At 65.3% G+C, this 23,074-nt stretch carries 22 protein-coding genes; 11 read left to right on the top strand and 11 right to left on the bottom strand.

Annotated elements, in window-relative coordinates; translation table 11 throughout:
* Positions 1–190: 190 nt before the first annotated feature.
* Both purE and ACFMBG_RS10830 read left to right on the top strand, forming a co-directional pair.
* Positions 191–679, top strand: a complete 489-nt coding sequence (gene purE / locus ACFMBG_RS10825) for a 5-(carboxyamino)imidazole ribonucleotide mutase (RefSeq protein ID WP_421054704.1) — start codon at positions 191–193, stop codon at positions 677–679.
* Positions 672–1,760 carry a 5-(carboxyamino)imidazole ribonucleotide synthase gene (locus ACFMBG_RS10830; protein WP_421054705.1) on the top strand — a complete coding sequence of 363 codons (1,089 nt, stop codon included), beginning with the start codon at positions 672–674 and terminating at the stop codon, positions 1,758–1,760. Before purE ends, ACFMBG_RS10830 begins: the two co-directional genes overlap by 8 nt.
* Before the next feature lie 159 nt (positions 1,761–1,919).
* Here ACFMBG_RS10830 and ACFMBG_RS10835 read toward each other — a convergent pair whose 3' ends face one another.
* The 7 genes from ACFMBG_RS10835 to ACFMBG_RS10865 all read right to left on the bottom strand — a co-directional run bounded on the left by ACFMBG_RS10835 (position 1,920) and on the right by ACFMBG_RS10865 (position 8,992).
* Positions 1,920–3,068: an alpha-D-ribose 1-methylphosphonate 5-triphosphate diphosphatase gene (locus ACFMBG_RS10835; protein ID WP_421054706.1), complete on the bottom strand. Its 1,149-nt coding sequence runs from the start codon at positions 3,066–3,068 to the stop codon at positions 1,920–1,922.
* Positions 3,065–3,844, bottom strand: coding sequence for an alpha/beta fold hydrolase (locus tag ACFMBG_RS10840; RefSeq protein WP_421054707.1), 780 nt, complete (start codon positions 3,842–3,844; stop codon positions 3,065–3,067). Before ACFMBG_RS10840 ends, ACFMBG_RS10835 begins: the two co-directional genes overlap by 4 nt.
* Positions 3,845–3,889: 45 nt before the next feature.
* Positions 3,890–4,747 carry a DMT family transporter gene (locus tag ACFMBG_RS10845; protein WP_421054708.1) on the bottom strand — a complete coding sequence of 286 codons (858 nt, stop codon included), beginning with the start codon at positions 4,745–4,747 and terminating at the stop codon, positions 3,890–3,892.
* Positions 4,748–4,949: 202 nt separating this feature from the next.
* The gene (gene groL / locus ACFMBG_RS10850) at positions 4,950–6,599 is read right to left on the bottom strand and encodes a chaperonin GroEL (RefSeq protein ID WP_421054709.1); all 1,650 of its coding nucleotides are present in this window, start codon (positions 6,597–6,599) and stop codon (positions 4,950–4,952) included.
* Positions 6,600–6,663: 64 nt separating this feature from the next.
* Complete coding sequence (locus tag ACFMBG_RS10855) at positions 6,664–6,951, bottom strand: co-chaperone GroES (RefSeq protein ID WP_008554234.1); 288 nt, start codon at positions 6,949–6,951, stop codon at positions 6,664–6,666.
* Positions 6,952–7,143: 192 nt separating this feature from the next.
* Complete coding sequence (locus ACFMBG_RS10860) at positions 7,144–8,145, bottom strand: isopenicillin N synthase family dioxygenase (protein ID WP_421054710.1); 1,002 nt, start codon at positions 8,143–8,145, stop codon at positions 7,144–7,146.
* Between the two features lie 175 nt (positions 8,146–8,320).
* A complete protein-coding gene (locus ACFMBG_RS10865; protein ID WP_421054711.1) occupies positions 8,321–8,992 on the bottom strand; it encodes a DUF2161 domain-containing phosphodiesterase in 672 nt (223 codons plus the stop codon).
* Positions 8,993–9,141: 149 nt separating this feature from the next.
* On the opposite strand from ACFMBG_RS10865, the gene ACFMBG_RS10870 reads away from it, so the two are divergent.
* The 3 genes from ACFMBG_RS10870 to ACFMBG_RS10880 all read left to right on the top strand — a co-directional run bounded on the left by ACFMBG_RS10870 (position 9,142) and on the right by ACFMBG_RS10880 (position 12,181).
* Positions 9,142–10,125 (top strand): TraB/GumN family protein, encoded by a 984-nt coding sequence (locus ACFMBG_RS10870; RefSeq protein ID WP_421054712.1) that lies wholly within the window; start codon positions 9,142–9,144, stop codon positions 10,123–10,125.
* Positions 10,126–10,173: 48 nt separating this feature from the next.
* Positions 10,174–11,154, top strand: a complete 981-nt coding sequence (locus tag ACFMBG_RS10875; RefSeq protein WP_421054713.1) for a TraB/GumN family protein — start codon at positions 10,174–10,176, stop codon at positions 11,152–11,154.
* A 106-nt stretch (positions 11,155–11,260) separates the two neighbouring features.
* Positions 11,261–12,181: a manganese-dependent inorganic pyrophosphatase gene (locus tag ACFMBG_RS10880; RefSeq protein WP_421054714.1), complete on the top strand. Its 921-nt coding sequence runs from the start codon at positions 11,261–11,263 to the stop codon at positions 12,179–12,181.
* Between the two features lie 78 nt (positions 12,182–12,259).
* On the opposite strand, the gene ACFMBG_RS10885 is transcribed toward ACFMBG_RS10880, so the two are convergent.
* Together ACFMBG_RS10885 and ACFMBG_RS10890 are read right to left on the bottom strand one after the other, a co-directional pair.
* The gene (locus tag ACFMBG_RS10885) at positions 12,260–12,874 is read right to left on the bottom strand and encodes a hypothetical protein (RefSeq protein ID WP_421054715.1); all 615 of its coding nucleotides are present in this window, start codon (positions 12,872–12,874) and stop codon (positions 12,260–12,262) included.
* Positions 12,875–13,591: 717 nt separating this feature from the next.
* A complete protein-coding gene (locus ACFMBG_RS10890; RefSeq protein ID WP_421054716.1) occupies positions 13,592–15,490 on the bottom strand; it encodes a methyl-accepting chemotaxis protein in 1,899 nt (632 codons plus the stop codon).
* A gap of 262 nt (positions 15,491–15,752) precedes the next feature.
* Between ACFMBG_RS10890 and ACFMBG_RS10895 the strand changes: the two genes are divergently transcribed.
* The 6 genes from ACFMBG_RS10895 (at position 15,753) to ACFMBG_RS10920 (ending at position 21,499) form a co-directional block, all read left to right on the top strand.
* Entirely contained in the window at positions 15,753–16,628 is an 876-nt protein-coding gene (locus ACFMBG_RS10895; protein WP_421054717.1) for a TIGR01459 family HAD-type hydrolase, read from the top strand.
* 210 nt (positions 16,629–16,838) lie between these two features.
* Complete coding sequence (locus ACFMBG_RS10900; protein WP_421054718.1) at positions 16,839–17,282, top strand: MaoC family dehydratase; 444 nt, start codon at positions 16,839–16,841, stop codon at positions 17,280–17,282.
* A gap of 477 nt (positions 17,283–17,759) precedes the next feature.
* Positions 17,760–18,746: a glycosyltransferase family 2 protein gene (locus tag ACFMBG_RS10905; RefSeq protein ID WP_421054719.1), complete on the top strand. Its 987-nt coding sequence runs from the start codon at positions 17,760–17,762 to the stop codon at positions 18,744–18,746.
* A 110-nt stretch (positions 18,747–18,856) separates the two neighbouring features.
* A complete protein-coding gene (locus tag ACFMBG_RS10910; RefSeq protein ID WP_421054720.1) occupies positions 18,857–19,789 on the top strand; it encodes a bifunctional riboflavin kinase/FAD synthetase in 933 nt (310 codons plus the stop codon).
* Positions 19,786–20,268 carry a YcgN family cysteine cluster protein gene (locus ACFMBG_RS10915; RefSeq protein WP_421054721.1) on the top strand — a complete coding sequence of 161 codons (483 nt, stop codon included), beginning with the start codon at positions 19,786–19,788 and terminating at the stop codon, positions 20,266–20,268. Before ACFMBG_RS10910 ends, ACFMBG_RS10915 begins: the two co-directional genes overlap by 4 nt.
* A gap of 196 nt (positions 20,269–20,464) precedes the next feature.
* The gene (locus tag ACFMBG_RS10920; protein ID WP_421054722.1) at positions 20,465–21,499 is read left to right on the top strand and encodes a threonine aldolase family protein; all 1,035 of its coding nucleotides are present in this window, start codon (positions 20,465–20,467) and stop codon (positions 21,497–21,499) included.
* A gap of 64 nt (positions 21,500–21,563) precedes the next feature.
* Here ACFMBG_RS10920 and ACFMBG_RS10925 read toward each other — a convergent pair whose 3' ends face one another.
* Together ACFMBG_RS10925 and ACFMBG_RS10930 are read right to left on the bottom strand one after the other, a co-directional pair.
* Positions 21,564–22,157, bottom strand: a complete 594-nt coding sequence (locus ACFMBG_RS10925) for a 2-hydroxychromene-2-carboxylate isomerase (protein ID WP_421054723.1) — start codon at positions 22,155–22,157, stop codon at positions 21,564–21,566.
* A 94-nt stretch (positions 22,158–22,251) separates the two neighbouring features.
* Complete coding sequence (locus tag ACFMBG_RS10930) at positions 22,252–23,010, bottom strand: nuclear transport factor 2 family protein (protein ID WP_421054724.1); 759 nt, start codon at positions 23,008–23,010, stop codon at positions 22,252–22,254.
* Between the last annotated feature and the right edge of the window lie 64 nt (positions 23,011–23,074).

Genomic DNA, 23,074 nt, shown 5'->3' on the forward strand with positions numbered 1-23,074 from the left:
CGCCACGCCCAACCGCGGGGGCGGTGCAGCTCCGCTGCATCCCCGCGCGGGCGGGAGCCCCCCCTGCGGCATAGCGCCAGCCCCCGGAAAACAGGGCAAATCCACCCGTATTCCCATCCAACCCGCATTGCGTAAAACCCAGGTTTCCCTATAGTGCGCGCTCCACAAGCCGCGACAGGAGCCACCAGCCATGGCCGACATCAAAGTGGGCATCATCATGGGCAGCCAATCCGACTGGCCCACCATGAAGGAAGCCGCCAATATCCTCGATGAACTGGGCGTTGAATACGAGGCCAAGATCGTCTCTGCCCACCGCACCCCGGACCGGCTGTGGAGCTACGGAAAATCCGCAGCGGACCGCGGCCTGCAGGTGATCATCGCAGGCGCCGGCGGCGCCGCCCACCTGCCCGGCATGGTCGCCTCCAAGACCCGGGTGCCGGTGGTCGGCGTGCCGGTCCAGACCCGCGCCCTCTCCGGCGTCGACTCGCTTTATTCCATCGTGCAGATGCCCAAGGGCTTCCCGGTTGCCACCATGGCGATCGGCGCGGCCGGTGCCGCAAACGCAGGCCTGATGGCAGCCGGAATCCTGGCGCTGCAGGACCCCGCCCTGGCCCAGCGTCTGGACGACTGGCGCGAGGCGCTTTCGGCGTCGATCCCGGAGGAGCCTTCCGATGACTGACACCCTCGCGCAGGCTTTGAAACCGGGCGCCACCATCGGCATCCTCGGCGGCGGCCAGCTCGGCCGGATGCTCTCGGTTGCGGCCTCCCGCCTCGGCTTCAAGACCCACATCTTCGAACCCGGCGCCAACCCGCCCGCAGGCCATGTCGCCGACCGTGTGACAACCGCGGGCTACGAGGACGCAGAGGCGCTCAAGGCCTTCGCGGCCTCCGTTGACGTCATCACCTATGAGTTCGAGAACATCCCGACCTCCGCGCTGGACCTGCTGGAATCGCAAAAGCCGATCCGCCCGGGCCGCGAGGCGCTGCGGATCAGCCAGGACCGGCTGACCGAAAAGAGCTTCCTGCAGGACCTCGGCCTCAAGACCGCGCCTTTTGCCGACATCACCGATCAGGCCAGCCTCGACGCCGCCCTGGCAGAGATCGGCGCGCCGTCGATCCTGAAAACCCGCCGTTTCGGCTATGACGGCAAGGGCCAGGCCCGGATCAAATCCCCGGAGGACGCTGCCGAGGCGCTCGCCGCCATGGCCGGTGCCCCCTCGATCCTCGAAGGCTTCGTCAATTTCAGCCACGAGGTCTCGGTGATCGCCGCCCGCGGCACCACCGGCGAGATTGCCTGTTTCGACCCCGGCGAGAACGTCCACCGCGACGGCATCCTGCACACCACCACCGTGCCCGCGCGCCTCAGCAAGGCGCAGCGCATGGACGCGGTGCTGATGGCGGGCAAGATCCTGAACGCGCTCGAATATGTCGGCGTCCTCGGGGTTGAGCTGTTCGTCACCCCCCAGGGCCTGATCGTCAACGAGATCGCCCCGCGCGTCCACAACTCCGGCCACTGGACCCAGAACGGCTGTACCGTCGACCAGTTCGAACAGCACATCCGCGCGGTTGCGGGCTGGCCGCTCGGCGACGGCCAGCGCCATTCGGATGTGGTGATGGAAAACCTGATCGGCGCCGACGTGGACCGCATCCCGGAGCTGGCAAAAGAAGCTGACTGCGCCATCCACCTCTACGGCAAGGCCGAGGCCAAGCCGGGCCGCAAGATGGGCCATGTGAACCGGGTGGTAAAGGCGGAAGGCTGATCCCCCGCTGCGCAGGCTGGGGGCTCTGCCCCCAGACCCCCGGGATATTTTCAGCCAGAAGAAGCAGGCGGCCCGTCAAAGAAACGCCTGTGAAAGCGGCCCCGCCGGTTTCACGCGCCGCAAAGAGGGCCATCCGGCCTGATGCGCGGCGCCCCTCCCTCAGGCGAGGAAGCGGCCCGCGACATCCCCCGACATATAGCTGACCCGCCCGCCGGACAGCGTCGCAGCGACCCGCTGGGTCTGCTTGTCCAGCACCAGAATGTCGGCGCGCTTGCCCGCCTCCAGCAACCCGCGGTCCTTGAGCCCCAGCAGCTGAGCCGGCCCTTCCGACACCAGCTTCCAGGCGCCCGCCAGGTCCAGCAGGCCCGAGCGTTCCAGCATCAGCGCCGCGCGGCGCGGGCTGGGGTAATGATAATCCGAGGCCAGCGCATCGCACAGCCCCATGGCGATCAGCTCCACCGCCGAGGCATTGCCCTTGTGCGAGCCGCCGCGCACCACGTTGGGCGAGCCGAGGATCACCGGATCACCGGCGCCCCGCGCCGCCTCCGCCGCCTCCAGCGTCTCGGGAAACTCGGCAATCCGGGCGCCGCGCTCGCGCCAGACGGCGCGGTCCACTTCGGTCTGATCGTCATGGCTGCCCAGCCGCACATCCAGCGCCGCCAGCTCTGCGCACAGCACATCCAGCCGGCCCGGCACCTCGCTGCGGCGCGCGTGCATGTCCTTCAGCATCTGCCAGTGCACTTCCGGGTTGCGCCCCGCCTTCAGCGCCTGGCCCGTCAGCCGCGGCGGCTTCTTGCCCTCCGCCAGCCGCTCATGCGGCAGGTGGTCGTTGAACACCACATAAGGCACCTGCCACGCCGCCACTTTCGCGGCCAGCCCGGCGTAATCCTCCAGCATGTGGATCTCGAACCGCAACTGCGGCAGCAGATCGGTCACCACCGATCCGCGCACCGCCTTGACCGCCTCAAACACCTGCGCGGCAAACTCCGGCCCGCGCAGGCCTCCTTCCCAGGAATAGAACTGCGCCAGCACCGCAGTGGTGATGCCGTTGGCGGCCAGTTCCGCCTCGGCCGCCACCACGCCCTCTGCCATCTGCTTCATCGCCCCGCGGCGCGGCGCCAGATGGCGCTCGAACCCGTCGCCATGGGCATCCACGATCCCCGGCAGCACCAGGTAGCCCGAGAGGTCCACGGCACGCCCGGCAGACGCCCCCGCCACCAGGCCGTCCGCAATGGCGATCTCGCCGCCCAGCTCCAGCCCGCCGGGGCGCAGCACATCGCCGCCCTGCAACGTCAGTTCCAATTTCATTCGTTCGCGCCTTCTTCGCAGCCGCCCTTCAGTTGGCAGGCCTCGGAGATAATCTCCTCCACCGCCGCCAGCCAGGTCAGCGAGGGCTCAAACCGGCCCTCCTCCAGGAAATGCAGCGTCTGCGCCATCACTTGCGGGTTGTTCATCATGTAGGTGTGGGTGACCGGCAGCGTCAGATGCGCGGCCATTCCGTCAACCTTGGTGCTCTCGACCGAGACCTTGCCGTCATCCGCCCCGGGGATCAGCGAGGAAAACACCGGGTTCAGCGTCTCACTCCCGGCGATCACCCCCAGTTCGAAATCCACCGGCGGCAGGCGCCGCGGCAGGCTCTCCGGCCCGGCGCCCAGCTGCAGGCCCGCAGGCCCGTTCAACAGGCCGAAGACCTCCCAGTCGCCCAGTTCATCCACCAGCTCGCTGCCCTGGTTGGGCGGCCCCATCATCACCACCCGGCCCAGGTTTTGCGGATGGTTCTCCTGCAGCCAGTAGCGCAGCAGGATGCCGCCCATAGAATGGGTAACCACATGCGTCTTCTGCCCCCCGCAGGCCGTGAAAGCATCCGGCAGGGTGTCCTCCGCCAGCACCTGGATGGTCTCCTCGGTCGAGGCATAGCCGGGCCGCACCACCGACAGGCCGCGCGACTGCAGCACCTCCTCCATCACCGCAAAGGACGCCTCCGTCCGCGCCAGCCCGTGCAGCAGGATCACGCAGTCGGCCGCAGCCGGCAGCGGCAGCAGCGCCGCAGCGGCGGCAAGGAGGGGTTTCAGCACATCACGCATGACGCCCAGATAAGCGCAAGCGGCGGCACAGGGAAGCCCTTGCGGCTACTTGGCAGCCTGCGTCTTGCGCCCGGGCGCCTGCCGCACCACCAGCGCGATGCCGCCCAGTACCGCCCCAGCGCCGAAAACCAGCCGCAAACCGATGGCCTCCCCCAGCAGCGCCGCGCCCGCCAGGATCGCAATCACCGGCACGCTCAGCTGCACCGTGGCCGCCACCGCGGGCAGGATCTGCGGCAGCAGCCGGTACCACAGCGCATAGCCCATGCCGGAGGTCACCGCCCCCGACACAACCGCCAGCACCGCGCCGTAAGCGCTGACCGTGCTGCCGCCCAGCCACAGGGCTACAGGCAGGAACATCGCGGTGGACCACAGGAAATTCACCGCCGTCGCCGCCAGCGGCTGCACCGCCCCGCGGCCCAGGATGCTGTAGATCCCCCAGCCCAGCCCCGCCGCCGCCATCAGGAACGAGGCGCCCAAGGGCGCGGTGCCGGAGCCATCGGGCCAGACCACATAGGCCAGCCCCAGAAAGGCCAGCAGCGCGCCCGCCACCTGCCCGCCGCTGACGGCACTGCCGCGCAGCGCGCCCCACAGGAACATCGACACCTGCACCACCCCGAACAGCACCAGTGCCCCAAGCCCGGCGTCCAGCTGCTGATAAGCCAGCGAAAAACCGGCCATATAAAGCGTCAGCGCCGCCCCGCCGCCCAGGCTCTGCCGCAGCCCCTGCCGCACCGCCAGGCCCTGCACCCGGCACAGGACCACCAGCATCACCGCGCCGGAGGCCAGCCGCAGCAGGCCAAAGCTGCCCGCATCCATATGCCCGTCCCCGATCGCCAGCCGGCTGAGGATGGAATTCGCGGCAAAGGCGATCATGGTGAGTGAGACGAGAAGAAACAGGCGCATTTTCAACGGCTACCGCGCCCGGCAGCAGGGAGCCAGTGAAATTTCCGCGGCCCTGCTGCCTTCCAGCAGCAGCTGCCTTCACCTTTGCACAAATACTCGCGCCGCAGGCAGGCCCGCATAGCGGGCCTTTTCACCTCCGCCTGAACGAAAAGGGGCTGCCCTTTCAGGCAGCCCCAAAGTCATCCGGATGGATGGCTGATGCTTACATCATGCCGCCCATGCCGCCCATGCCGCCCATGTCGGGCATGCCGCCGCCTGCCGCGCCTTCTTTGGCGGGCTTGTCGGCAACCATGGCTTCGGTGGTGATCAGCAGGCCTGCAACCGATGCCGCGTCTTCCAGAGCGGTACGGGTCACCTTGGCCGGATCGATCACGCCGAAGGAGAACATGTCGCCGTATTCGCCGGTCTGCGCGTTGTAGCCGAAGGCGCTGTCCTTGGATTCGCGGATCTTGCCTGCAACCACGGCACCGTCAACGCCTGCGTTCTCGGCGATCTGGCGCAGCGGCGCTTCGATGGCCTTGCGGACGATGTTGATGCCGGCGTTCTGGTCAGCGTTGGCGCCTTCCAGGCCTTCCAGGCCCTTGCCGGCCTGCACCAGGGCAACACCGCCGCCGACGATCACGCCTTCCTGCACGGCTGCGCGGGTCGCGTTCAGAGCATCGTCCACACGATCCTTGCGCTCTTTCACTTCCACTTCGGTCATGCCGCCGACGCGGATCACGGCAACACCGCCTGCCAGTTTGGCAACGCGTTCCTGCAGCTTCTCGCGGTCGTAGTCAGAGGTGGTTTCTTCGATCTGGGTGCGGATCTGGGCAACGCGTGCTTCGATCTCGGCCTTCTCGCCAGCGCCGTCGACGATGGTGGTTTCGTCTTTGGTGATGGAGATTTTCTTGGCGGTGCCCAGCATGTCCATGGTGACGGACTCGAGCTTCATGCCCAGATCCTCGGAGATCACCTGGCCGCCGGTCAGGATCGCGATGTCCTGCAGCATGGCCTTGCGGCGGTCGCCGAAGCCCGGTGCCTTGACGGCTGCGATTTTCAGGCCGCCGCGCAGCTTGTTGACAACCAGGGTTGCCAGCGCTTCGCCTTCGACGTCCTCAGCGATGATCAGCAGCGGCTTCTGCGACTGGATCACCTGCTCCAGCAGCGGCACCATCGGCTGCAGCGAAGACAGTTTCTTCTCGTGCAGCAGGATCATGCAGTCTTCCAGATCCGCGACCATCTTGTCGGCGTTGGTCACGAAGTAGGGCGACAGGTAGCCGCGGTCGAACTGCATGCCCTCGACCACGTCGGTCTCGGTTTCCATGCCTTTGTTCTCTTCGACGGTGATGACGCCTTCGTTGCCGACTTTCTGCATCGCGTCGGCGATCTGGCGGCCGATTTCAGCTTCGCCGTTGGCAGAGATGGTGCCAACCTGCGCAACCTCGTCGGAGTCTTTCACTTCGCGGGCCATGTCCTTGATGCCCTGCACGACCTTGGAGGTTGCCAGGTCGATGCCGCGCTTCAGGTCCATCGGGTTCAGGCCGGCAGCAACCTGCTTCAGGCCTTCCTTGACGATGGCCTGGGCCAGAACGGTTGCGGTGGTGGTGCCGTCACCGGCTTCGTCGTTGGTGCGGGAAGCAACTTCCTTCACCATCTGGGCGCCCATGTTCTCGAACTTGTCTTCCAGTTCGATTTCCTTGGCAACCGAGACACCGTCCTTGGTGATGCGCGGTGCGCCGAAGGATTTGTCCAGAACCACGTTGCGGCCTTTCGGGCCCAGGGTCACTTTCACGGCGTCGGCCAGAATGTTGACGCCTTTCAGCATGCGGTTGCGGGCATCGGTGTCGAATTTGACGTCCTTAGCAGCCATTTTTCACTCTCCTAGAGAAAATCTTGTGTGTCAGCGAGGGATGGGATCAGAGAAGCCTGAAGGCTTACTCGATGATGCCCATGATGTCGCTTTCCTTCATCATCAGCAGCTCTTCGCCGTCGACGGTGATCTCGGTGCCGGACCACTTGCCGAACATGATGCGGTCGCCGGACTTCACGGCCATCTCGATCAGCTCGCCGCTGTCCTTGCGGGCGCCTGCGCCGCAAGCAACCACAACGCCTTCGCTCGGCTTTTCCTTGGCGGAATCGGGGATGATCAGGCCGCCCGCGGTTTTTTCTTCGCTTTCGGTGCGGCGCACCAGCACGCGGTCATGAAGCGGTTTCAATGCCATCTTTGCAGCTCCTTGAAAGGCTCAAAGGTTGTTATCTGTTGGACCTCCGCCTCCCCGGCGGGGCCGTTATCACTCACACGGGGTGAGTGCTAACGACCGGGAAGCTAGGAATGCCCCCGGGTCTTGTCAACACGGAATCAGCAAAAAAATGAGGGCGCCGGAGCGCCCCCTGTTTCCCTTCGGTTTAACCTTTTACGCGGCCTTGTCTTTCAGGTGCGGAAAGCTGTCCTTGAAGCGGCCGAACTTATGCGCACCGCAGGCCACCGGGTCATAACGCGCGGGGTTCTCCGCGCTGACGCAGCTGTCCAGCGGCTGGAACACCGCATCCGCGTCCGCATCGATGAAGAAGGGGATCGAGTAGCGTTCCCGGCCCGAGGCATTCACCACCCGGTGCAGGTTTGCCAGATACAGATCATTGGTCAGCCGCTGGATCAGATCGCCGATGTTGATCACGAAAGTTCCCGCAACCGGCGGCCCCTCCACCCAGGCGCCGTCGCGGTTCATCACCTGCAACCCGCCCACATCGTCCTGCGCCAGGATGGTCAGGCTGCCGTAATCGGTATGGGCGCCGATCCCCATCACGCTTTCGTCGATCTGCCCTTCCTGCGGCGGGTAATGCAGCAGCCGCTGAATGGTGATCGGGTTCTGCATCCGGGGCGCAAAGAAATCCGCCTCCAGATCCAGGCTGACCGCAATCGCCCGCATCAGCCGCTGCGCCAGCCCCTTCATCTCCTGATGATAGCCATAGACCGCCCGCTGGAATGCAGGCTGCGCCGCGGGCCACTGGTTGGGGCCAAAGAACGGCTCCGCCCCGCCGGGGCCTTCCGGCCCGATGTCGAAACACTCCTTCAGATCCTTGGTCTTTGCCGGGTCGGTGTTCTCGCCGAAGACCTCGATATAGCCGCGCAGGGCCAGCCCGGACTTGGAGATGTGCAAGTCCATCTTGTCCTGCAGCGGCAGGTCAAAGAACGCCCGGGTCTCGTCAAAGGCACCATTCACAACCGCCTCCGGCACCCCGTGGTTCCTGACGTAAAAGAAACCAACGTTGGTCAGCGCCCAGCGGATTTCCTTGGCCACCTCAAACAGGTTGCCGCCCGTGTTCAGCGCGCTGATGTCGATCACCGGGATCTTGTCGAAGGAAACCCGCTGCGCCCGCAGCCGGTCCTGAAGCCGGTCGATGTCCTGATCTGCCATTGCTCTCTCCCCTTGTGCAAAGCTGGGGCAGTCATCGGCTGACAGGGCCGCGCGCTCAACAGGGAAAAAATGCATCTCGCATGAGATCAGTTAAATCGAAGTACCAAAATACACACTAAAATAAGAAGCTTCTGGGACATCACGCATTAGGATGAGAGAAAGCCAACTTACGGCGTCACTCCGCCTCCCAGCTTTCGGCCCAATGCACCAGCCCTTCACGGCCCGCATCGGTCAGCTGATAGATGCCGGTCTCCACCCGCTCGAACCAGCCATAGTGGTTGCTGGCCATCAGCCGGGTGGCGCGCGCCACGCCGGTAGCCTTGGCGACCTCGGCCCCCTTGCAGGCACCCGCCCCGGCCAGATGCGCCGCGCAGGCCAGCGCGTCCTGGCGGTAAGCGGTGACAATGCCGTGCCGCGTGGCGCCACCCGCGTTGGGGTCGCCGCGCAGGGTCTGGAACTCGCGCAGCAGCCGCGCCTGCTTCTTCTTCGATTTGCGCGGGGCATAAGGGCCGGGATCGCAATGCACCTCTGCCCGCCCGTCCGCCAGCACCGTGATCAGCCCCAGCCCCAGCCGCCGGCACATCGCCAGATTGTCCTTCATCATCCGCCGCGCCTGCCGCCCGCCGGGCCGCGGCACCGCGATATAGACATGGTCGGTGATGGCCAGACGGGCCACCGCCTGGTGGAACAGCGACAAGGAGAACTTGAGCTTCAGCTCGACGATCACCGGCGGCGCGCCGCCGCGGCAGGCCACCACATCGGCAGCCCCCACCTCGCCCTTCACCTCATAGCCCTGCCCCTCCAGCAGCGCCTTGACCGTCGGGTACAGCTGATCTTCGCGTTCCATGCCGCCATGACTGGCATCAAGCGCCGCTCTTGGCAATCCGCCGCGGGGTTTTGCGCGCCGGACGCGGGGTTTCCCATTGCCGCGCCCCCTGCACCGCCCTAGGCTCATATGTCCAGGCCACAGTTCCGGGAACGGGGAAAGGGCACTTGATGAAACGGATTGCACTTGCCTTGGCCCTGGCGCTGCAGGCCACTGCCGGCTTTGCCGCCTGCCGCGGCATCGACTACCGCGACCACCTGCCGCCCGCCACCGAGGCGCGGCTGGAGCGCGAGATGGCCGCCACCCCGTTTTCCCGCGGCAACCACTGGGTTGCGACCAAGGGCAACCGCACCGTGCATGTGATCGGCACCATGCACGGCGGTGATGCCCGGATGGCCAAGGTGATGCGAAACCTGCGCCCGGCGCTGGCCTCGGCCCAGGCCATCTACCTGGAAACTGTGCAGCCCGGGATGGACGATCTGGACGCCATGCCCGCCGCCCTCGCCCGCAGCTTTCTGCTGCCCAAGGGGAAGGAGCTGCGGCACCTGCTGGGCAAGGAGGCCTGGGAGCATTTCGAGCTGACCGCACGGGTGTCCGGTGCCAATGTGGAAACCATGAACCGGATGCAGCCCTGGGCGATTTCGATGTTCCTGGTGCAAAGCGGCTGCCGCCCCTACGGCTTTGGCCTGAAGCGCGGGCTGGACGACCGGATCGCGGATTTCGCCAGCCGCAAGCGGATCCCCATCGGCGCGCTGGAGACCCCGGCACAGGCGCTGACGGCCATCGCCAGCCTGCCGCTGCGCGATCAGGCGCGGATGCTGGAACTGGAATTGGAGCTGGTGCAATCAGACAAACCTGAGGATGCCACCCCGGTCGAAGCCTATTTCGACCAGAGCGTCTGGTCCGCCTTTATACTCGCCCCGTGGATCAGCGCCCAGTACAGCAGCTTCTCCGGCGCCGAGACCGCGCGGCTGTGGCGCCAGTACAACCACCGCCTGCTGGACCAGCGCAACATCCGCTGGATGAAGGTGATCCTGGCCGCCCGGCAGGAGCGGATCGTGGTTGCGGTCGGCGCGGCCCATCTGCCCGGCAAGAACGGCGTATTAAACCTGTTGCACGCCAAGGGCTTCAGCCTCAGCCGCGCTCCGTGGTAAGGCTGGCGCATCCCGGTTTTCACCAATCACTTTCAGGACCTGTCTTTCATGCGGCTTTTCTTCTCTGTTCTCTTTCTGCTGCTGCCCGCCTCGCTCTGGGCCGCCTGCACCGGCACCGATCTGCGCACCACCCTTCCGGCAGACGATATGGCCCGCATCGAGGCGCGGGCCGCCGCCGCCCCCTTTGCCGAAGGCAACCACTGGATTGCCCGCCGCGGCGCCCGCACCGTTCATGTGATCGGCACCCTGCACATCAATGATCCGCGGATGGAGGAGGTCACCGGTGCCCTGGCCCCGGTTGTGCGCCAGGCCGATCTCTTGCTGATGGAGGCCAGCCCCGCCGACAAGGCGGCCTTTGAGAATGAACTGGGCCGTACCCCGTCGCTGATGCTGATCACCGAAGGCCCGACGCTGATCGACCGCCTGCCGCAGGACGAGTGGGACAGCCTCGCCGCAAAGGCCCGCGCGCACGGCGTCGCGCCCTGGATGGCGGCCAAGATGCGGCCCTGGTTCCTCGCCCTCTCCATGGCGGTGCCGCCCTGCGTGCTGCGGCAGCCGGACTTCAAGAACGGCCTCGACCTGCGCCTGGCTGCCGCGGCGGAAGAAGCCGGCATCCCCATCCAGTCGCTTGAAGATCCGATGACCGTGATCCGGATGCTGGACGCCGATCCGCTGGAAGAACAGGTCCGCCAGCTGCGCGTTTTCACCGCCCTGCTGGGCGGCGGCCAGGACAATTTCTTCACCACGGCTGAGGCCTATTTCGACCAGCAGGTGCTGCACGCCCTGTACCTGAGCGAGCAGGAATTCCTGCAAAGCGACGCCCTGACCCGGCAAGAACGGGAAGAGCTGTGGACGGACGCGATGCAAGAGCTGCTGGACCAGCGCAACCAAGCCTGGATCCCGGTGATCGAGGCGGCTGAGGGCGACCTCCTCGTGGTGGCCGCAGGCGCGCTGCACCTGCCGGGGGAAACCGGCGTCCTGAACCTGCTGCAGCAGCAGGGCTATACACTCGAACGCGCGCCGTTCTGAACACAACGCCGCATTGCAGCATCAGCGGGGTGACAAGCCTGCGCGCCAGCCCTATAAGGCGCGCAAATCTCCCCTTTCTGACCTTATGCATGAACAGGACAGCCCCATGACCATCCAAGTTTTCGGCCATAAATCCCCCGACACCGATTCCACCGGCTCCCCGATCATCTGGGCCTGGTACCTGAACGAGGTGAAAGGCGTCGCCGCCGAGCCCAAGCTGCTGGGCGAGCCGAACACCGAAGCGGCCTTCATGCTGCAGCGCTGGGGCTTCGAGAAGCCCGCGATCATCGAGGACGTGGCCGACGGCGCCGCGGTCGTGATCGTCGACACCAACAACCCCGCCGAGCTGCCCGCCAACATCAACGGCGCCGACGTGCAGGCGATCATCGACCACCACAAGCTGGTCGGCGGCCTGGAAACCAAGGGCCCGATCGACATCACCATCCGCCCGCTGGCCTGCACCGCCACCATCATGCACGACCTGATGGGCGACGATGCCGCCAAGATGCCCGAGGCGATCAAGGGCGCGGCGCTGACCTGTATCCTGTCCGACACCCTGGAATTCCGCTCGCCGACCACCACCGCGCATGACAAGGCCGTGGCCGAGAAGCTGGCCGCCGACTTGGGCATCAGCATCTCCGACTACGCCGCCGAGATGTTTGCCGCCAAATCCGACGTCTCCTCCTTCTCCGACGCCGAGCTGCTGCGCATGGACTCCAAGGAATATGAGGTCGACGGCACCAAGTTCCGCGTCTCGGTTCTGGAAACCACCGCGCCGGCCGTGGTGCTGGACCGCAAGGCGTCGCTGATGGACACCATGACCACCGTCGCGTCTGAGGACGGCGTCGACCAGGTTCTGCTGTTCGTGGTCGACATCCTGAACGAGGAAGCCACCCTGCTGGTGCCGAACGATCTGGTCAAGACCGTTGCCGCCAAGTCCTTCGGCGCCGAAGCCGCGGGCGACACCGTGGTGCTGCCGGGCATCATGTCCCGCAAGAAGCAGATCATTCCGAACCTCAAGGTCTGATCCCAGCCGCCAGGCAAACGGATAAAGGCGCCCCCCCCCGAGGCGCCTTTTTTTTGCGGCCGCGCTTTGGGCCAGTTCCTAGTCCAGCCCGAAAACCGTCATCCATTCGCTGCCCGCCGGGCGGAAGCCCGCATAAGCCGACAGCATCCGCGTCACCGCAGGCATGTGATTGGCGCCATAGACAATGGCGATTGACTGCGCTGTCTTCCCATCCAGAACGCCGGCCAGTTTGTCACACAAGCGCCTGTCGCGCTGATGCAGCAGCACTCCCCGCAGCAGTGCAGCTTCGGTATCCCAGGACAGGGTGCTTTCCCGTGTGCTGAGGTCGTCCACATTGAGCCCGCGCGACAGGCTGTCCCGGGTCGCAAAGTACCGGCGGTGCACCCCGATCAGCGGCGCACAGGCAAAGTAGACCGCACGCTGGGCAAGCGGCAGCGCCTTCCAGGCCGCTTCGAATTCCTCCTGAGTGAAATCGGCGTGAATGCGTTCCGCCCTGCCCCTTCCAGCCGGTGCCTTGGGCTGTGTCACCAGCCCCAAACGGCCGCCGTCAAGCCAGCGGTAAGAGCGGGTCAGATGCCGTGCGACCGGAGAATTCACCCCTTCGAACAGGAGGACATCGTGGTTCAGCGCATCGCGGTAAACCTCGTCAAAAAACCGGGCCTCACCGATATGCAGCATCGGGAACAGGGTCACTTCTGCCGGGTGCCCGGGGCTCTTGAAAACATGTCGGGCAGACCTCAGCCCCATGAAAGACCGTTCTATAAATTGCATGCGGCTCCTAATAAAATGCATTGAAGCTGTACGGGGAAGCTAAACCGGCTGTTGCGATCAGGGAATAGCCGAAACCGCCGTCAGGCCTAGGGGCTGCCGACGCTCTTCTCTGCTTCCCGTCAGCGAACGCTGCCCAGCTTTCGCTGGAAAGACCCACCTCTGCAGCGTCTGAGCAGCTGCGCCTCCGGCTCATTCCCGGCAGCAGGCAGCTCTAGGACTTCCCACTGCCGTCAGCCGGGGCCGCAGAAGCCATGCTGCATTGAAATCCCCCTGTGCAAGACGCGTTGGCAGCAGCACCCGGCGGGAGGCATCTGGCAGGCGCTGCCGGGTCCGGCCGGTACCGCCCCCCACGGCGCAGCTGATGCCCCCTTCAAATCCGGGAGCCGCCGGCACTCGTTACTCAGTTGCCCCTGCCAGAGACGGCGCCTCAGCCGGTTGGCAGGGCCGCCGAAGCAGGGTGCCGAAGGCGCATCCATCAGCCAACCTATCGATATTGATAGGTTCATGATCCGTTTATGGCCGGGCATGGCGCAGCCCGCTGCGCCAGGATTGCCTGCAGGCCCGGGCGGTCAGCCATCGGCGCCCCCGCCCTTGGGCGGGACCGGCCGCCAGCCGGCCCGCGTGCGGCCCGGGCGGGCCTCAGGCCGAGCGGGACAGCGGCTCGCCGTCCTCCGGCCAGGCTTCGCTGCCGTCATTGAAGTCTTCCCAGCGGGCGTCCTCGAGCGCAGCTCCGCCCGTCTCCGGCGCAGGCGGGCGCGGCTCCGCCGGGCGTTCCGGCGCACGGCCCTCCCAGGCCCCCGCAGCTGGCAGCTGCACCGGCGCCGCGCCCTGCCCCTCGCGCAGGATAAACTGGCCGACCAGCTGGTTGAGCCCCACGGTCTCGGCATTCATCGAGCGGATGGCTGCGCCGGATTGCTCCACCATGGAGGCATTCTGCTGGGTCACCGAGTCCAGCTGGGAAACGCCGATGTTGATCTCGTTCAGCCCCTGCGCCTGTTCGGCGGATTCGCTGGAGATGCCGGAGACCAGCTCGGCAATGTTGGTGACCTGGCTGACCACCGTGGTCAGCGCCTTGCCCGCGCCGTCCACCTTGCGCACCCCGTCCTCCACATGGGCAGAGCTGGTGCTGATCAGGGTCTTGATTTCACTGGCCGCTTGCGAGGAGCGCTGCGCCAGCGCCCGCACTTCCGAGGCCACCACCGCAAAGCCGCGGCCGACCTCGCCCGCGCGGGCCGCCTCGACCCCGGCATTGAGCGCAAGCAAGTTGGTCTGGAAGGAGATGTCGTCGATCACCCCGATGATCTGCGAGATCTGCTGGGACGAGGACTCGATCGCGTTCATCGCGGTCACTGCGCCTTCCACAACCTTGCCGCTGTGCTCCACATCCTTGCGGGCGGAATCCACCACTTCCTGCACCTCCTGGGCATTGCGCGCCGAGGAGCTGACGCTGGCGGTCATCTGTTCCAGCGCGGCGGCGGTTTGCTCCAGGGTGGCAGCCTGGCTTTCGGTGCGCGACGACAGATCCTCCGACGCGGTCTGGATTTCATCCGATTGCCGCTGAATCCGGACGCCGGCCCGGACCACCTCGGACATCAGCTGGTTCAGCTTGTCGACGGTCTCATTGTAATGCACCCGCAGCGCATCGTAATCGCCGTTGAACTGCTCGGCGATCCGGTCGCTCAGATCCCCGTTCGACAGCCGCTGGAGGCCGCTGCGCAGACGCTCGATCACCAGCTCGCTTTCCTCACGCAGCGCGTTCTGCTCCTCGAGGGCAGCGATCACCCGGGCGGACACCGCATCGATGTCCTGAGCGATTTCGCCGAAATCATCGGCGCGCATCCGGTCGGCCACCTTGAGGCCCAGATCGCCCTCGGCCACTTCCCGCAGCGCCGCCCTGAGCCGCCCGATCGGCCGGACGATGTTCAGTGTCACCTTGCGGGCGTTGTGCGCAATCACGGCCAGCGCAGCCGCCGCAAAGCCAAGCATCAGATACAGCAGCTGTGTGTCATGCGCGCGCGCATTTTCCGCCGTCTGTTCGGCAAACGCCTTGATCTGCTTGCCCAGCGGCTCCAGCAGCCGGTCCATCGCCGCATATTCCGCCTGCAGCTGCGGCAGTGCCGCCTGGGCGGCTGCGGCATCCGTTAGGGCCAGTTCCGATACCTTCTGGGCCGCCTGAACAAACGCCTCCGAGGCGGGGACAAGCTCTGCCACCCGCTGGCGGATTTCATCAGACATCTCAGCTTTCTGCAGGGCCGCTACGGCATTGCGCAGGGTTTGGCTGTCACTGGCAATCTTGGCCCTTAGATCTGCCTTCTTGGCCTCCTTCCCGCCCGGCCCGACCAGCATCGCGTAGACCGCCGAGGCCTCAATCGCTTCATGCATCTTGTCGGCCATCAGCTCATGCCGGATGACATTTGTCGCGTTGATCTGCCGCTCCAGCTCCAGCTCGCTCTGCCAGAGGCTGTAGACCGCCGCAGCGGAGAGAACGACAACGGAAACGACTGAAACCGCGCCTGAAAAGACCAGCCGGGTTTTCATGGGAAGAGTTCGGAACATAATAGACACACCATACAGTTGCTCCCGACTCACCCTAAAGGAGAGCGGTTAATAAACCTTAGATTTTCAATGATGACCCGCCGGCCAGACCCCGCCGGAGCCCTCCAGCCGATCCCCGCCGTTGCCGCCAGACTGGGGCCGCTGTTCCGGCCGCCGGGTGGTCCGGTATCGCACCGCTGGCATTCCGGTGCGGCCTCTGCCATAGCTTGCTCAGCTCAAGTTCACGCGCAGCAAAGGCCCGGCCATGACCCAGATCATTTCCTCCCTTTCCGAAGTCTCCAGCCGATACAAGGCCCTGTTTGTCGACCTTTGGGGCTGCGTGCACAACGGGATAACCGCCTTTCCCGAGGCGGTGGCCGCGCTTAAGGCGTACCGGGCGCAGGGCGGCATTGTGGTGCTGGTCACCAACTCCCCGAAACCGCGCGCGGGCGTGGCGGCGCAGCTGGGGCAGTTCAACGTGCCGGACGACGCCTATGACACCATCTCGACGTCCGGCGACTCTGCCCGGGCGGCGATGTTCACCGGGGCGGTCGGCAACAAGGTCTATTTCATGGGCGAATGGGAGCGCGACGCAGGCTTTTTCGAACCGCTGCATGTGATTCACAATCCGGTGGAGATCACCCGGGTGCCGCTCAAGGAGGCCGAGGGCATCGTCTGCTGCGGCCCGTTCGACACCATGGCGGATCCGGCGGTAAACCGGCCCGATTTCCTCTATGCCAAGCAGATGGGGATGAAGCTGCTTTGCGCCAACCCCGATATCGTGGTGGACCGCGGCGAGACGCGGGAGTGGTGCGCTGGCGCGCTGGCGCGGCTTTATACCGAGATGGGCGGCGAGAGCCTGTATTTCGGCAAGCCGCACCCGCCGATCTATGATCTGGCGCGCCGCCGCCTGGCGGAGCTCGGCCATGACATTCAGGATGCAGAGATCCTGGCGATCGGCGACGGGCCGCACACGGATATTGCCGGCGCCATGGGTGAAGGCATCGATTCCCTGTTCATCACCGGCGGCCTTGCGGCCAGAGAGACAAAAACATCGGTCCAGCCGGACCCCGCGGCGCTGGAGGCCTATTTGCAGAAGGAACAGTCCGGCCCAACCTATGCCATTGGTTTCCTGCGGTAAAACGCCCACGGCCGGGTCCAGCACCCCGGTATCCGGCACCACGTGACAACCAGACCCCGCCGCAACAGGCGGGGTTTTCTTTTGTCAAACCCCCTTGATTTTCTGCAGTTGCAAAGTAATAAAGTTGCGCAAGCGGCCATTTCGGCGCGCAAAAGTTACAACGCCAAACGGTCAAACGACGCAGTCAGGGCCAGGCGAACGGAGGATGAAATGTTGGACAACCTGCCGCGCGGAACCATCTGCATCGAGGACATCGAGATGGGCATGGTGCGTTACCTGCGCAAAACCATCACCGATGAGGACATCCGGATGTTTGCCGATGTCTCCACCGACCATAACCCGGTGCATATGGACGACGACTACGCCCGGGACACCATCTTTGAGGGCCGGATCGCGCATGGGATGCTGACCGCGGGGCTGATCTCTGCGGTGATCGGCGAGCAGCTGCCCGGCCATGGCACCATCTACATGAGCCAGTCGCTGAAGTTCCTGGCGCCGGTGCGCCCCGGCGACATGGTGCTGGCGGAGGTCGAGGTGACCGACATCGTGATCGACAAGCGCCGGGTCAAGCTGGACTGCCGCTGCATCGTCGACGGCAAGAAGGTTCTGGTGGGCGAGGCCATGGTTATGGCGCCCTCGCGCAAGTTCGACTGAGTCTTTCAGCTTGCAGCAGTTTCAGCCGCCGGGGGCCTCTGCCCTTGGCAGTTTTGCTTTGCCGGTCTGTATCGTCTTATGCCTTGAGCGCGGATCCCGTTTAGGGGGGCGGCGCCGCCGGGCAGAGAATGGACAGACCCCTCGGGGCCTGCTCGGACAGGGTATCCTGAACGACCCCCTTTTTATCAGGGCCGGTCTCCGGGTGTCGCGCAGGCAGCCGCACAGATGCCTGCGCCTCGTATCATGGCCCCGCGCGCGGGGCCATGGCGGGTGATCTCGATCGTCTGGGAGTCTGCCATATGGCCATGAGGATTGCGTGAAGGGGGCGTGCGGCGGGTGCGCAACACGCCCAGCCCGAACTCAACCCATCGACGACATGCGAAACACAGTCAGGCCATAGGGTTGTATTTCTACTCCGCAACTGACAGAACGTTTTTCATAGTTTCTATTTTGCAAAGCCGGAAATCGGGCATTTTCATGAACAAAGGCAACCGGTTCACACTTGTCACCACTGCCAAGAACGAAGGCCCCTATTTCCTTGAGTGGATCGCTTACCACCGGCTGATCGGATTTAGCAGCTTCATCATCTTCCAGAACGACTCGGAAGATTACACCCATGACATTCTGAGCTGCCTGAGTGCGCTGGGAATCGTGAACTACAAATATAACCGGGCCGGCACGGGCAAGCATCAGATCCAGGCCTACCGGCGCGCGGTGCGGCAACCCGAATACCAGAACAGCGATTGGGTCATGGCGCTCGACATGGACGAATTCCTGTGCCTGCAGCCGCCGCTGGAGACGCTGGACGATTGGTTCGGCAAGCTGCCGGAAGCAGACCAGATCTATGTGAACTGGGCTATGTTCGGGAATTCCGGCCTGACCGATATCACACCGGACCTGGTCTCCGAAAAATTCCGGCTCGCCGCCCCGCGGGAGGCGAGTGCCAGGGACTTCCGGCCTTTCAAAACCCTGTTCCGCCGCGACCGGTTTCAGCGGCCGGGCATTCACATGCCGGTACCGATGGAGGCGGGACCAGCTGAAATTCGGACGGTCAATGCGTCGGGCCTGACCGGACAGCAATTTGAACAGCGGAATTTTCAGAGTAAAGACCCGGGCCGGCTCGCCCTCGCGCAGATTAACCACTATGTTGTCCGCGACGCCGCCAGCTTTGTCATCAAGTCTTGGAAAGGCAGCGCACATCAGGCCAATCGCAGCGTCGATCAGACCTTCTGGCAGAAAAGAAACCGCAACCAGGCGATGGATGAAACCCTTTCGCGCCGGGCCGGTCGGATCAGAGATGAAATGCAGGCTCTGGACGCCCTGTCCGGAGGCCGCCTGATGCAGCTTCGCAAGAAATCCATAGATTGGCACCGGCACAAGTTTCACGAAATCATCAAGGATGACTACTACCGCGACCTGTTCAGCTTCTGCTGTCTGAACAATGGCCGGCGGGCGATTATCTGAGTCGAAGCGCTAGCCTCTCGGCTGCCCAAAGCCAGCAGGCAGGCAGAGCGGCTGCCGCTCCCCGCCACTGGCCGCTTGAACCGCCGCCGCGGTGCGGGTACGGATGCGCCATGCGTATCGTCAGAGATTATGAATTCGTCGAAGACCAGGACCGGGGCGCCACCGTTGCCATCGGCAACTTCGACGGCGTGCATCTGGGCCATCAGTCGGTGATCGAGCTGGCCCGCAAGGCCGCGCCGGACGCGCCCCTGGGGGTGATGACGTTTGAGCCGCACCCGCGCGAGTATTTTGCGCCCGATGCCCCGCCCTTTCGCCTGATGCGGGCCGAGACCCGCGCCCACCGGCTGGAGAAGCTGGGGGTGGAGCGGCTGTATGAGCTGAATTTCAATACCGCGCTGTCGAGCCTGACGCCGGAGGAATTCGCCCGCGACGTGATCGCCGAGGGGCTGGGGCTGGCGCATGTGGTGGTGGGCGCCGATTTCTGTTTCGGCAAGGGCCGGGCCGGCAATGCCGAGGACTTGCAGCGCTTTGGCGGGCAGTACGGCTTTGGCGTCACCATTGCGCCCCTGATGGAATATTCCGAGCACGCGGTGTCCTCCACCGCGATCCGCAACGCGCTGAGCGAGGGCCGCCCGGCAGATGCCAAGGAGATGCTGGGCCACTGGCACCGGATCGAGGGCACCGTGATCGGCGGCGAGCAGCGCGGCCGGGAGCTGGGCTTTCCCACCGCCAACATGTCGATTGACGGGCTGCACCAGCCGCGGTTCGGGGTTTATGCGGTGCTGGTCGATGTGCTGGAGGGTCCGCATGCGGGCAGCTATCACGGCGCGGCCTCCATCGGGGTCCGTCCGATGTTCGGCGGCGTGGTGCCCAATATCGAGACCTTCCTGTTCGATTTCTCCGGCGACCTGTATGGTGCAACGCTGTCGGTGGGGCTGGTCGAATTCCTGCGGCCTGAGCTGAAGTTCGACGGGCTGGAGGCGCTGATCGAACAGATGGATGCGGATTGCGCCCAGGCGCGTGAAATCCTGGCGGCGCTATGAAACCGGGCAAGGACGTGATCGACCGCTCGGGCCTGGGCAAGCGCTTCTGGGAGAAGAAGCCGCTGGACAAGATGAGCCAGAAGGAATGGGAAGCGCTGTGCGACGGCTGCGGCAAATGCTGCCTGAACAAGCTGGAGGATGAGGACAGCGGCGAGGTGGCGCTGACCCGGGTGGCCTGCCGCCTGCTGGACGACAGCACCTGCCGCTGCTCGCAGTATCCGATCCGGCATCAGTTCGTGCCCGAATGCATCGTGCTGAAGCCGGACAACCTGGACACCCACGCCTATTGGATGCCGGAAACCTGCGCCTACCGGCTCTTGTGGCAGGGCAAGCCGCTGCCGGAGTGGCACCCGCTGCTGACCGGCACCCCCGAAAGCGTGCATGAGGCCGGGGTTTCGGTGCGCGGCTGGACGGTGTCGGAATTCGAAATCGCCGAAGAAGAGTGGGAAGACCACATCATCGACGAGCCCATGGGCTGATACAGCGGCGGCGGGCGGGCTGGTCGCGCAATTGCCGCTGTGGTCCCCGGACGCGGCGCTGGCCGGGATCGCTGGGGTACTTCCCCGCCCGGCTGTTTTGACGTTCCGGCGGGCCGCCTATTCACCGCTTGGCAGCGGAGCGGGGCTGGCTTAGGTCTGGGAGCGGACAGCCGCAACAGACCAAGGACCCAGCCCGATGCATTTCGCCTCCGACAACTCCGGCCCGGTGCCGCAGCAGATCCTCGACGCTTTGTCCGCGGCCAACCGGGGCTATGCCATGGGTTATGGCGCCGACGCGGAAATGGCCGAAGTGACGGCGCGAATCCGGGAGATTTTCGAGGCGCCGGAGGCGGCGGTCTACCTGGTGGCCACCGGCACCGCCGCCAATGTGCTGGCGCTGTCGACGCTGGCGCAGCCCTGGCAGACGGTGTTCTGCACCAAGCCTGCCCATATCAACATGGATGAATGCAACGCGCCGGAGTTCTACAGCGGCGGCGCCAAGCTGACGCTGGTGACGGAGGCGGACAAGATGACCTCCGAGGGGTTACGCGCTGCCATCGAGGGCGAGGAGACCCGCGGCGTGCACGGGCCGCAGCGGGGGCCGGTGTCGCTGACCCAGGTGACGGAGTTCGGCACTGTCTACAGCCTGGCGGAGCTGCAATCGGTCTGCGGCGCGGCCAAGGAATACGGGCTGCCGGTGCATATGGACGGCGCGCGGTTCACCAATGCGCTGGTATCGCTGGGCTGCACGCCCGCCGGGATGACCTGGAAGGCGGGCGTGGATGCGGTGTCGTTCGGCGGCACCAAGAACGGCTGCCTGGGGGTGGAGGCGGTGATCTTCTTTGACCCCAAACACGCGCAGGAGTTCGAGTACCGCCGCAAGCGCGGTGCGCATCTGTTCTCCAAGCACCGCTACCTGTCGGCGCAGATGCTGGCCTACCTCAGCGATGACCTGTGGCTGAAGAACGCCCGCGCGGCCAATGCCAAGGCGGCGCTGCTGGCCGAAGGGCTGGAGGCGGCGGGCGCGCATTTCACCCATCCGCCGCAGGCCAACATGATCTTTGCCGCCCTGCCCCGCCGCAAGCATCAGGAATTGTTTGCGGCAGGCGCCATCTATCACCTGTGGGACGGGCTGCTGCAAGGGCCGGAGAACGAGATGGTCACCGCGCGGTTCGTCTGCGACTGGTCGGTGCCGGAAGAGGACATCCGGGCGTTCCTGTCGCTGTTGTGACCGCAGGCAGGGGGCTTTGCCCCCTGACCCCCAGGGTATTTTCAACCAAAAAGAAGCAACCGGCCTAGTGGCGGCCCTGCGCCCAGAGGAGCGCGTCCTCCAGCCGGTCGTCGCCCCAGAAAATCTCGCCTGCCACCGCAAAGCTGGGGGCGCCGAAGATGCCAAGATCCATCGCCTCCTCCGTGGCATCGGCGAGCATCTTCACTGTCTTTTCCGACTGTGCCTCGGCCAGCACCCGGGCCGGATCCTGGCCCGCGGCCTCCAGGCTGGCGGTGAGGTTCGGGTCCTCGCCCGCTGGCTGGCCGGCCTCGAACCAGCAGCGGTAGGCGGCCTGGGTATAGGCCTCGCCCCAGCCCTCCGCCGCGCCAAGCGCCGCGACCTGGTTGGCCAGCACCAGTTCGGGCAGCGGGTAAGGCGCGGGCAGCCGCACATGGAAGCCGTAGCGCTGCGCGCGGCGTTCTATGTCGCGCCACATGTATGCGGTCTTTTCCGGCTTGTCCTTGAAGGGGATGTTGTTCTGCACCGTCATCACGTGGCGCACGTTGAAGGGGCGCCATCGGACTGGAACACCCGCCTTGGCCGCCGCGTCCGCGATCCGCATCACGGTCAAGTAGGTGTAGGTGCTGCCGATCGAATACCAGAAATCAAGCCTGGGCATGTAATCCTCCCGCCGATGAAACAACTGCAAGCCAGTCTAGGGCGGGCCCGGGCAGAAAGAAACGCCCGGGGCCTGCGGCAGCGGAAGCGGGCGGTCAGAACTTGCCGTTATCGTTCTTCCATTCGCTGCGCGGCGGGATGGTCTCGACCGTGTCCCAGTGCTCCGCGATCCGGCCGTCTTCGATGCGGTAGAGATCGTAGAAGCTGGTGTGGGCGCCGTTCCGCTGCCCCTCGCTGGCGCAGAGCACGAAATTGCCCTCGGCCAGCACCCGGTGGAGATGCTGGTAGCGGATGGCCGGTGCGCCGTTTTCCGGGGCCGCCAGAGCGTCGCGGAGGGCCGGCAGCCCGTCCGCCAGGTCCGGGTTGTGCTGGATGAGATCCGGGCGGACAAAATCCGGCAGCAGGTCCAGCTGCCGCCCGATCAGCACCTCTTCGGTGTAGCTGCGGGCAAGGGCGCGGTTGGCCTCGGTCTTGTCCGGACCGGTGATGTCCGTGGCCCCGTCCTGCATCCCCCGCCCCGAGGGGTTGGGCCCGCGCAGGGGCTGGATATTGTCCCAGTGCTCCACCGCCTGGCCGTCCTCGAACCGGAACACCTCGAAGGCCGCACGCAGGGAGGAGAAGTCGTATTCGATATGGGCAAAGGCAAAGTCGCCGTCCTCGAACACCCGTTTGAAACGCACCTTGGGGGAGGTTTTGGCGAGGCGGGCAAACAGCTCCGCCAGGCCCTCGCTGCCCTCATGGGTCTGCGGGTTGTGCTGGATGTACTTGTCCTCATTGACCACGGCGGCCGCCGCGGGGTCGCCGGTCTCGAGGCCCTTGAGGAGTGTTTTCAGCAGATCCTTCTTCGATGCCATCCGTGCGTCCTCCGCCGCTGCAGTCCGTTCTGCCCTATCCTGCCCTGCCTGCAGCGGCAGCGCA

It is taken from the genome of Leisingera coralii (assembly GCF_049056525.1).
GTDB classification, from domain to species: domain Bacteria; phylum Pseudomonadota; class Alphaproteobacteria; order Rhodobacterales; family Rhodobacteraceae; genus Leisingera; species Leisingera coralii.

Excerpts from the sequence above, each read along its gene's own strand:
- ACFMBG_RS10895 (WP_421054717.1), top strand. The coding sequence starts at position 15,753 with ATGACCCAGATCATTTCCTCCCTTTCCGAAGTCTCCAGCCGATACAAG.
- ACFMBG_RS10835 (WP_421054706.1), bottom strand. The coding sequence starts at position 3,068 with ATGAAATTGGAACTGACGTTGCAGGGCGGCGATGTGCTGCGCCCCGGC.
- ACFMBG_RS10890 (WP_421054716.1), bottom strand. The coding sequence starts at position 15,490 with ATGAAAACCCGGCTGGTCTTTTCAGGCGCGGTTTCAGTCGTTTCCGTT.
- ACFMBG_RS10880 (WP_421054714.1), top strand. The coding sequence starts at position 11,261 with ATGACCATCCAAGTTTTCGGCCATAAATCCCCCGACACCGATTCCACC.
- groL (WP_421054709.1), bottom strand. The coding sequence starts at position 6,599 with ATGGCTGCTAAGGACGTCAAATTCGACACCGATGCCCGCAACCGCATG.
- ACFMBG_RS10875 (WP_421054713.1), top strand. The coding sequence starts at position 10,174 with ATGCGGCTTTTCTTCTCTGTTCTCTTTCTGCTGCTGCCCGCCTCGCTC.
- ACFMBG_RS10830 (WP_421054705.1), top strand. The coding sequence starts at position 672 with ATGACTGACACCCTCGCGCAGGCTTTGAAACCGGGCGCCACCATCGGC.
- ACFMBG_RS10925 (WP_421054723.1), bottom strand. The coding sequence starts at position 22,157 with ATGCCCAGGCTTGATTTCTGGTATTCGATCGGCAGCACCTACACCTAC.
- ACFMBG_RS10840 (WP_421054707.1), bottom strand. The coding sequence starts at position 3,844 with ATGCGTGATGTGCTGAAACCCCTCCTTGCCGCCGCTGCGGCGCTGCTG.
- ACFMBG_RS10915 (WP_421054721.1), top strand. The coding sequence starts at position 19,786 with ATGAAACCGGGCAAGGACGTGATCGACCGCTCGGGCCTGGGCAAGCGC.
- ACFMBG_RS10845 (WP_421054708.1), bottom strand. The coding sequence starts at position 4,747 with ATGCGCCTGTTTCTTCTCGTCTCACTCACCATGATCGCCTTTGCCGCG.
- ACFMBG_RS10910 (WP_421054720.1), top strand. The coding sequence starts at position 18,857 with ATGCGTATCGTCAGAGATTATGAATTCGTCGAAGACCAGGACCGGGGC.
- ACFMBG_RS10900 (WP_421054718.1), top strand. The coding sequence starts at position 16,839 with ATGTTGGACAACCTGCCGCGCGGAACCATCTGCATCGAGGACATCGAG.
- ACFMBG_RS10920 (WP_421054722.1), top strand. The coding sequence starts at position 20,465 with ATGCATTTCGCCTCCGACAACTCCGGCCCGGTGCCGCAGCAGATCCTC.
- ACFMBG_RS10905 (WP_421054719.1), top strand. The coding sequence starts at position 17,760 with ATGAACAAAGGCAACCGGTTCACACTTGTCACCACTGCCAAGAACGAA.
- ACFMBG_RS10855 (WP_008554234.1), bottom strand. The coding sequence starts at position 6,951 with ATGGCATTGAAACCGCTTCATGACCGCGTGCTGGTGCGCCGCACCGAA.
- ACFMBG_RS10865 (WP_421054711.1), bottom strand. The coding sequence starts at position 8,992 with ATGGAACGCGAAGATCAGCTGTACCCGACGGTCAAGGCGCTGCTGGAG.
- ACFMBG_RS10860 (WP_421054710.1), bottom strand. The coding sequence starts at position 8,145 with ATGGCAGATCAGGACATCGACCGGCTTCAGGACCGGCTGCGGGCGCAG.
- ACFMBG_RS10870 (WP_421054712.1), top strand. The coding sequence starts at position 9,142 with ATGAAACGGATTGCACTTGCCTTGGCCCTGGCGCTGCAGGCCACTGCC.
- ACFMBG_RS10930 (WP_421054724.1), bottom strand. The coding sequence starts at position 23,010 with ATGGCATCGAAGAAGGATCTGCTGAAAACACTCCTCAAGGGCCTCGAG.
- purE (WP_421054704.1), top strand. The coding sequence starts at position 191 with ATGGCCGACATCAAAGTGGGCATCATCATGGGCAGCCAATCCGACTGG.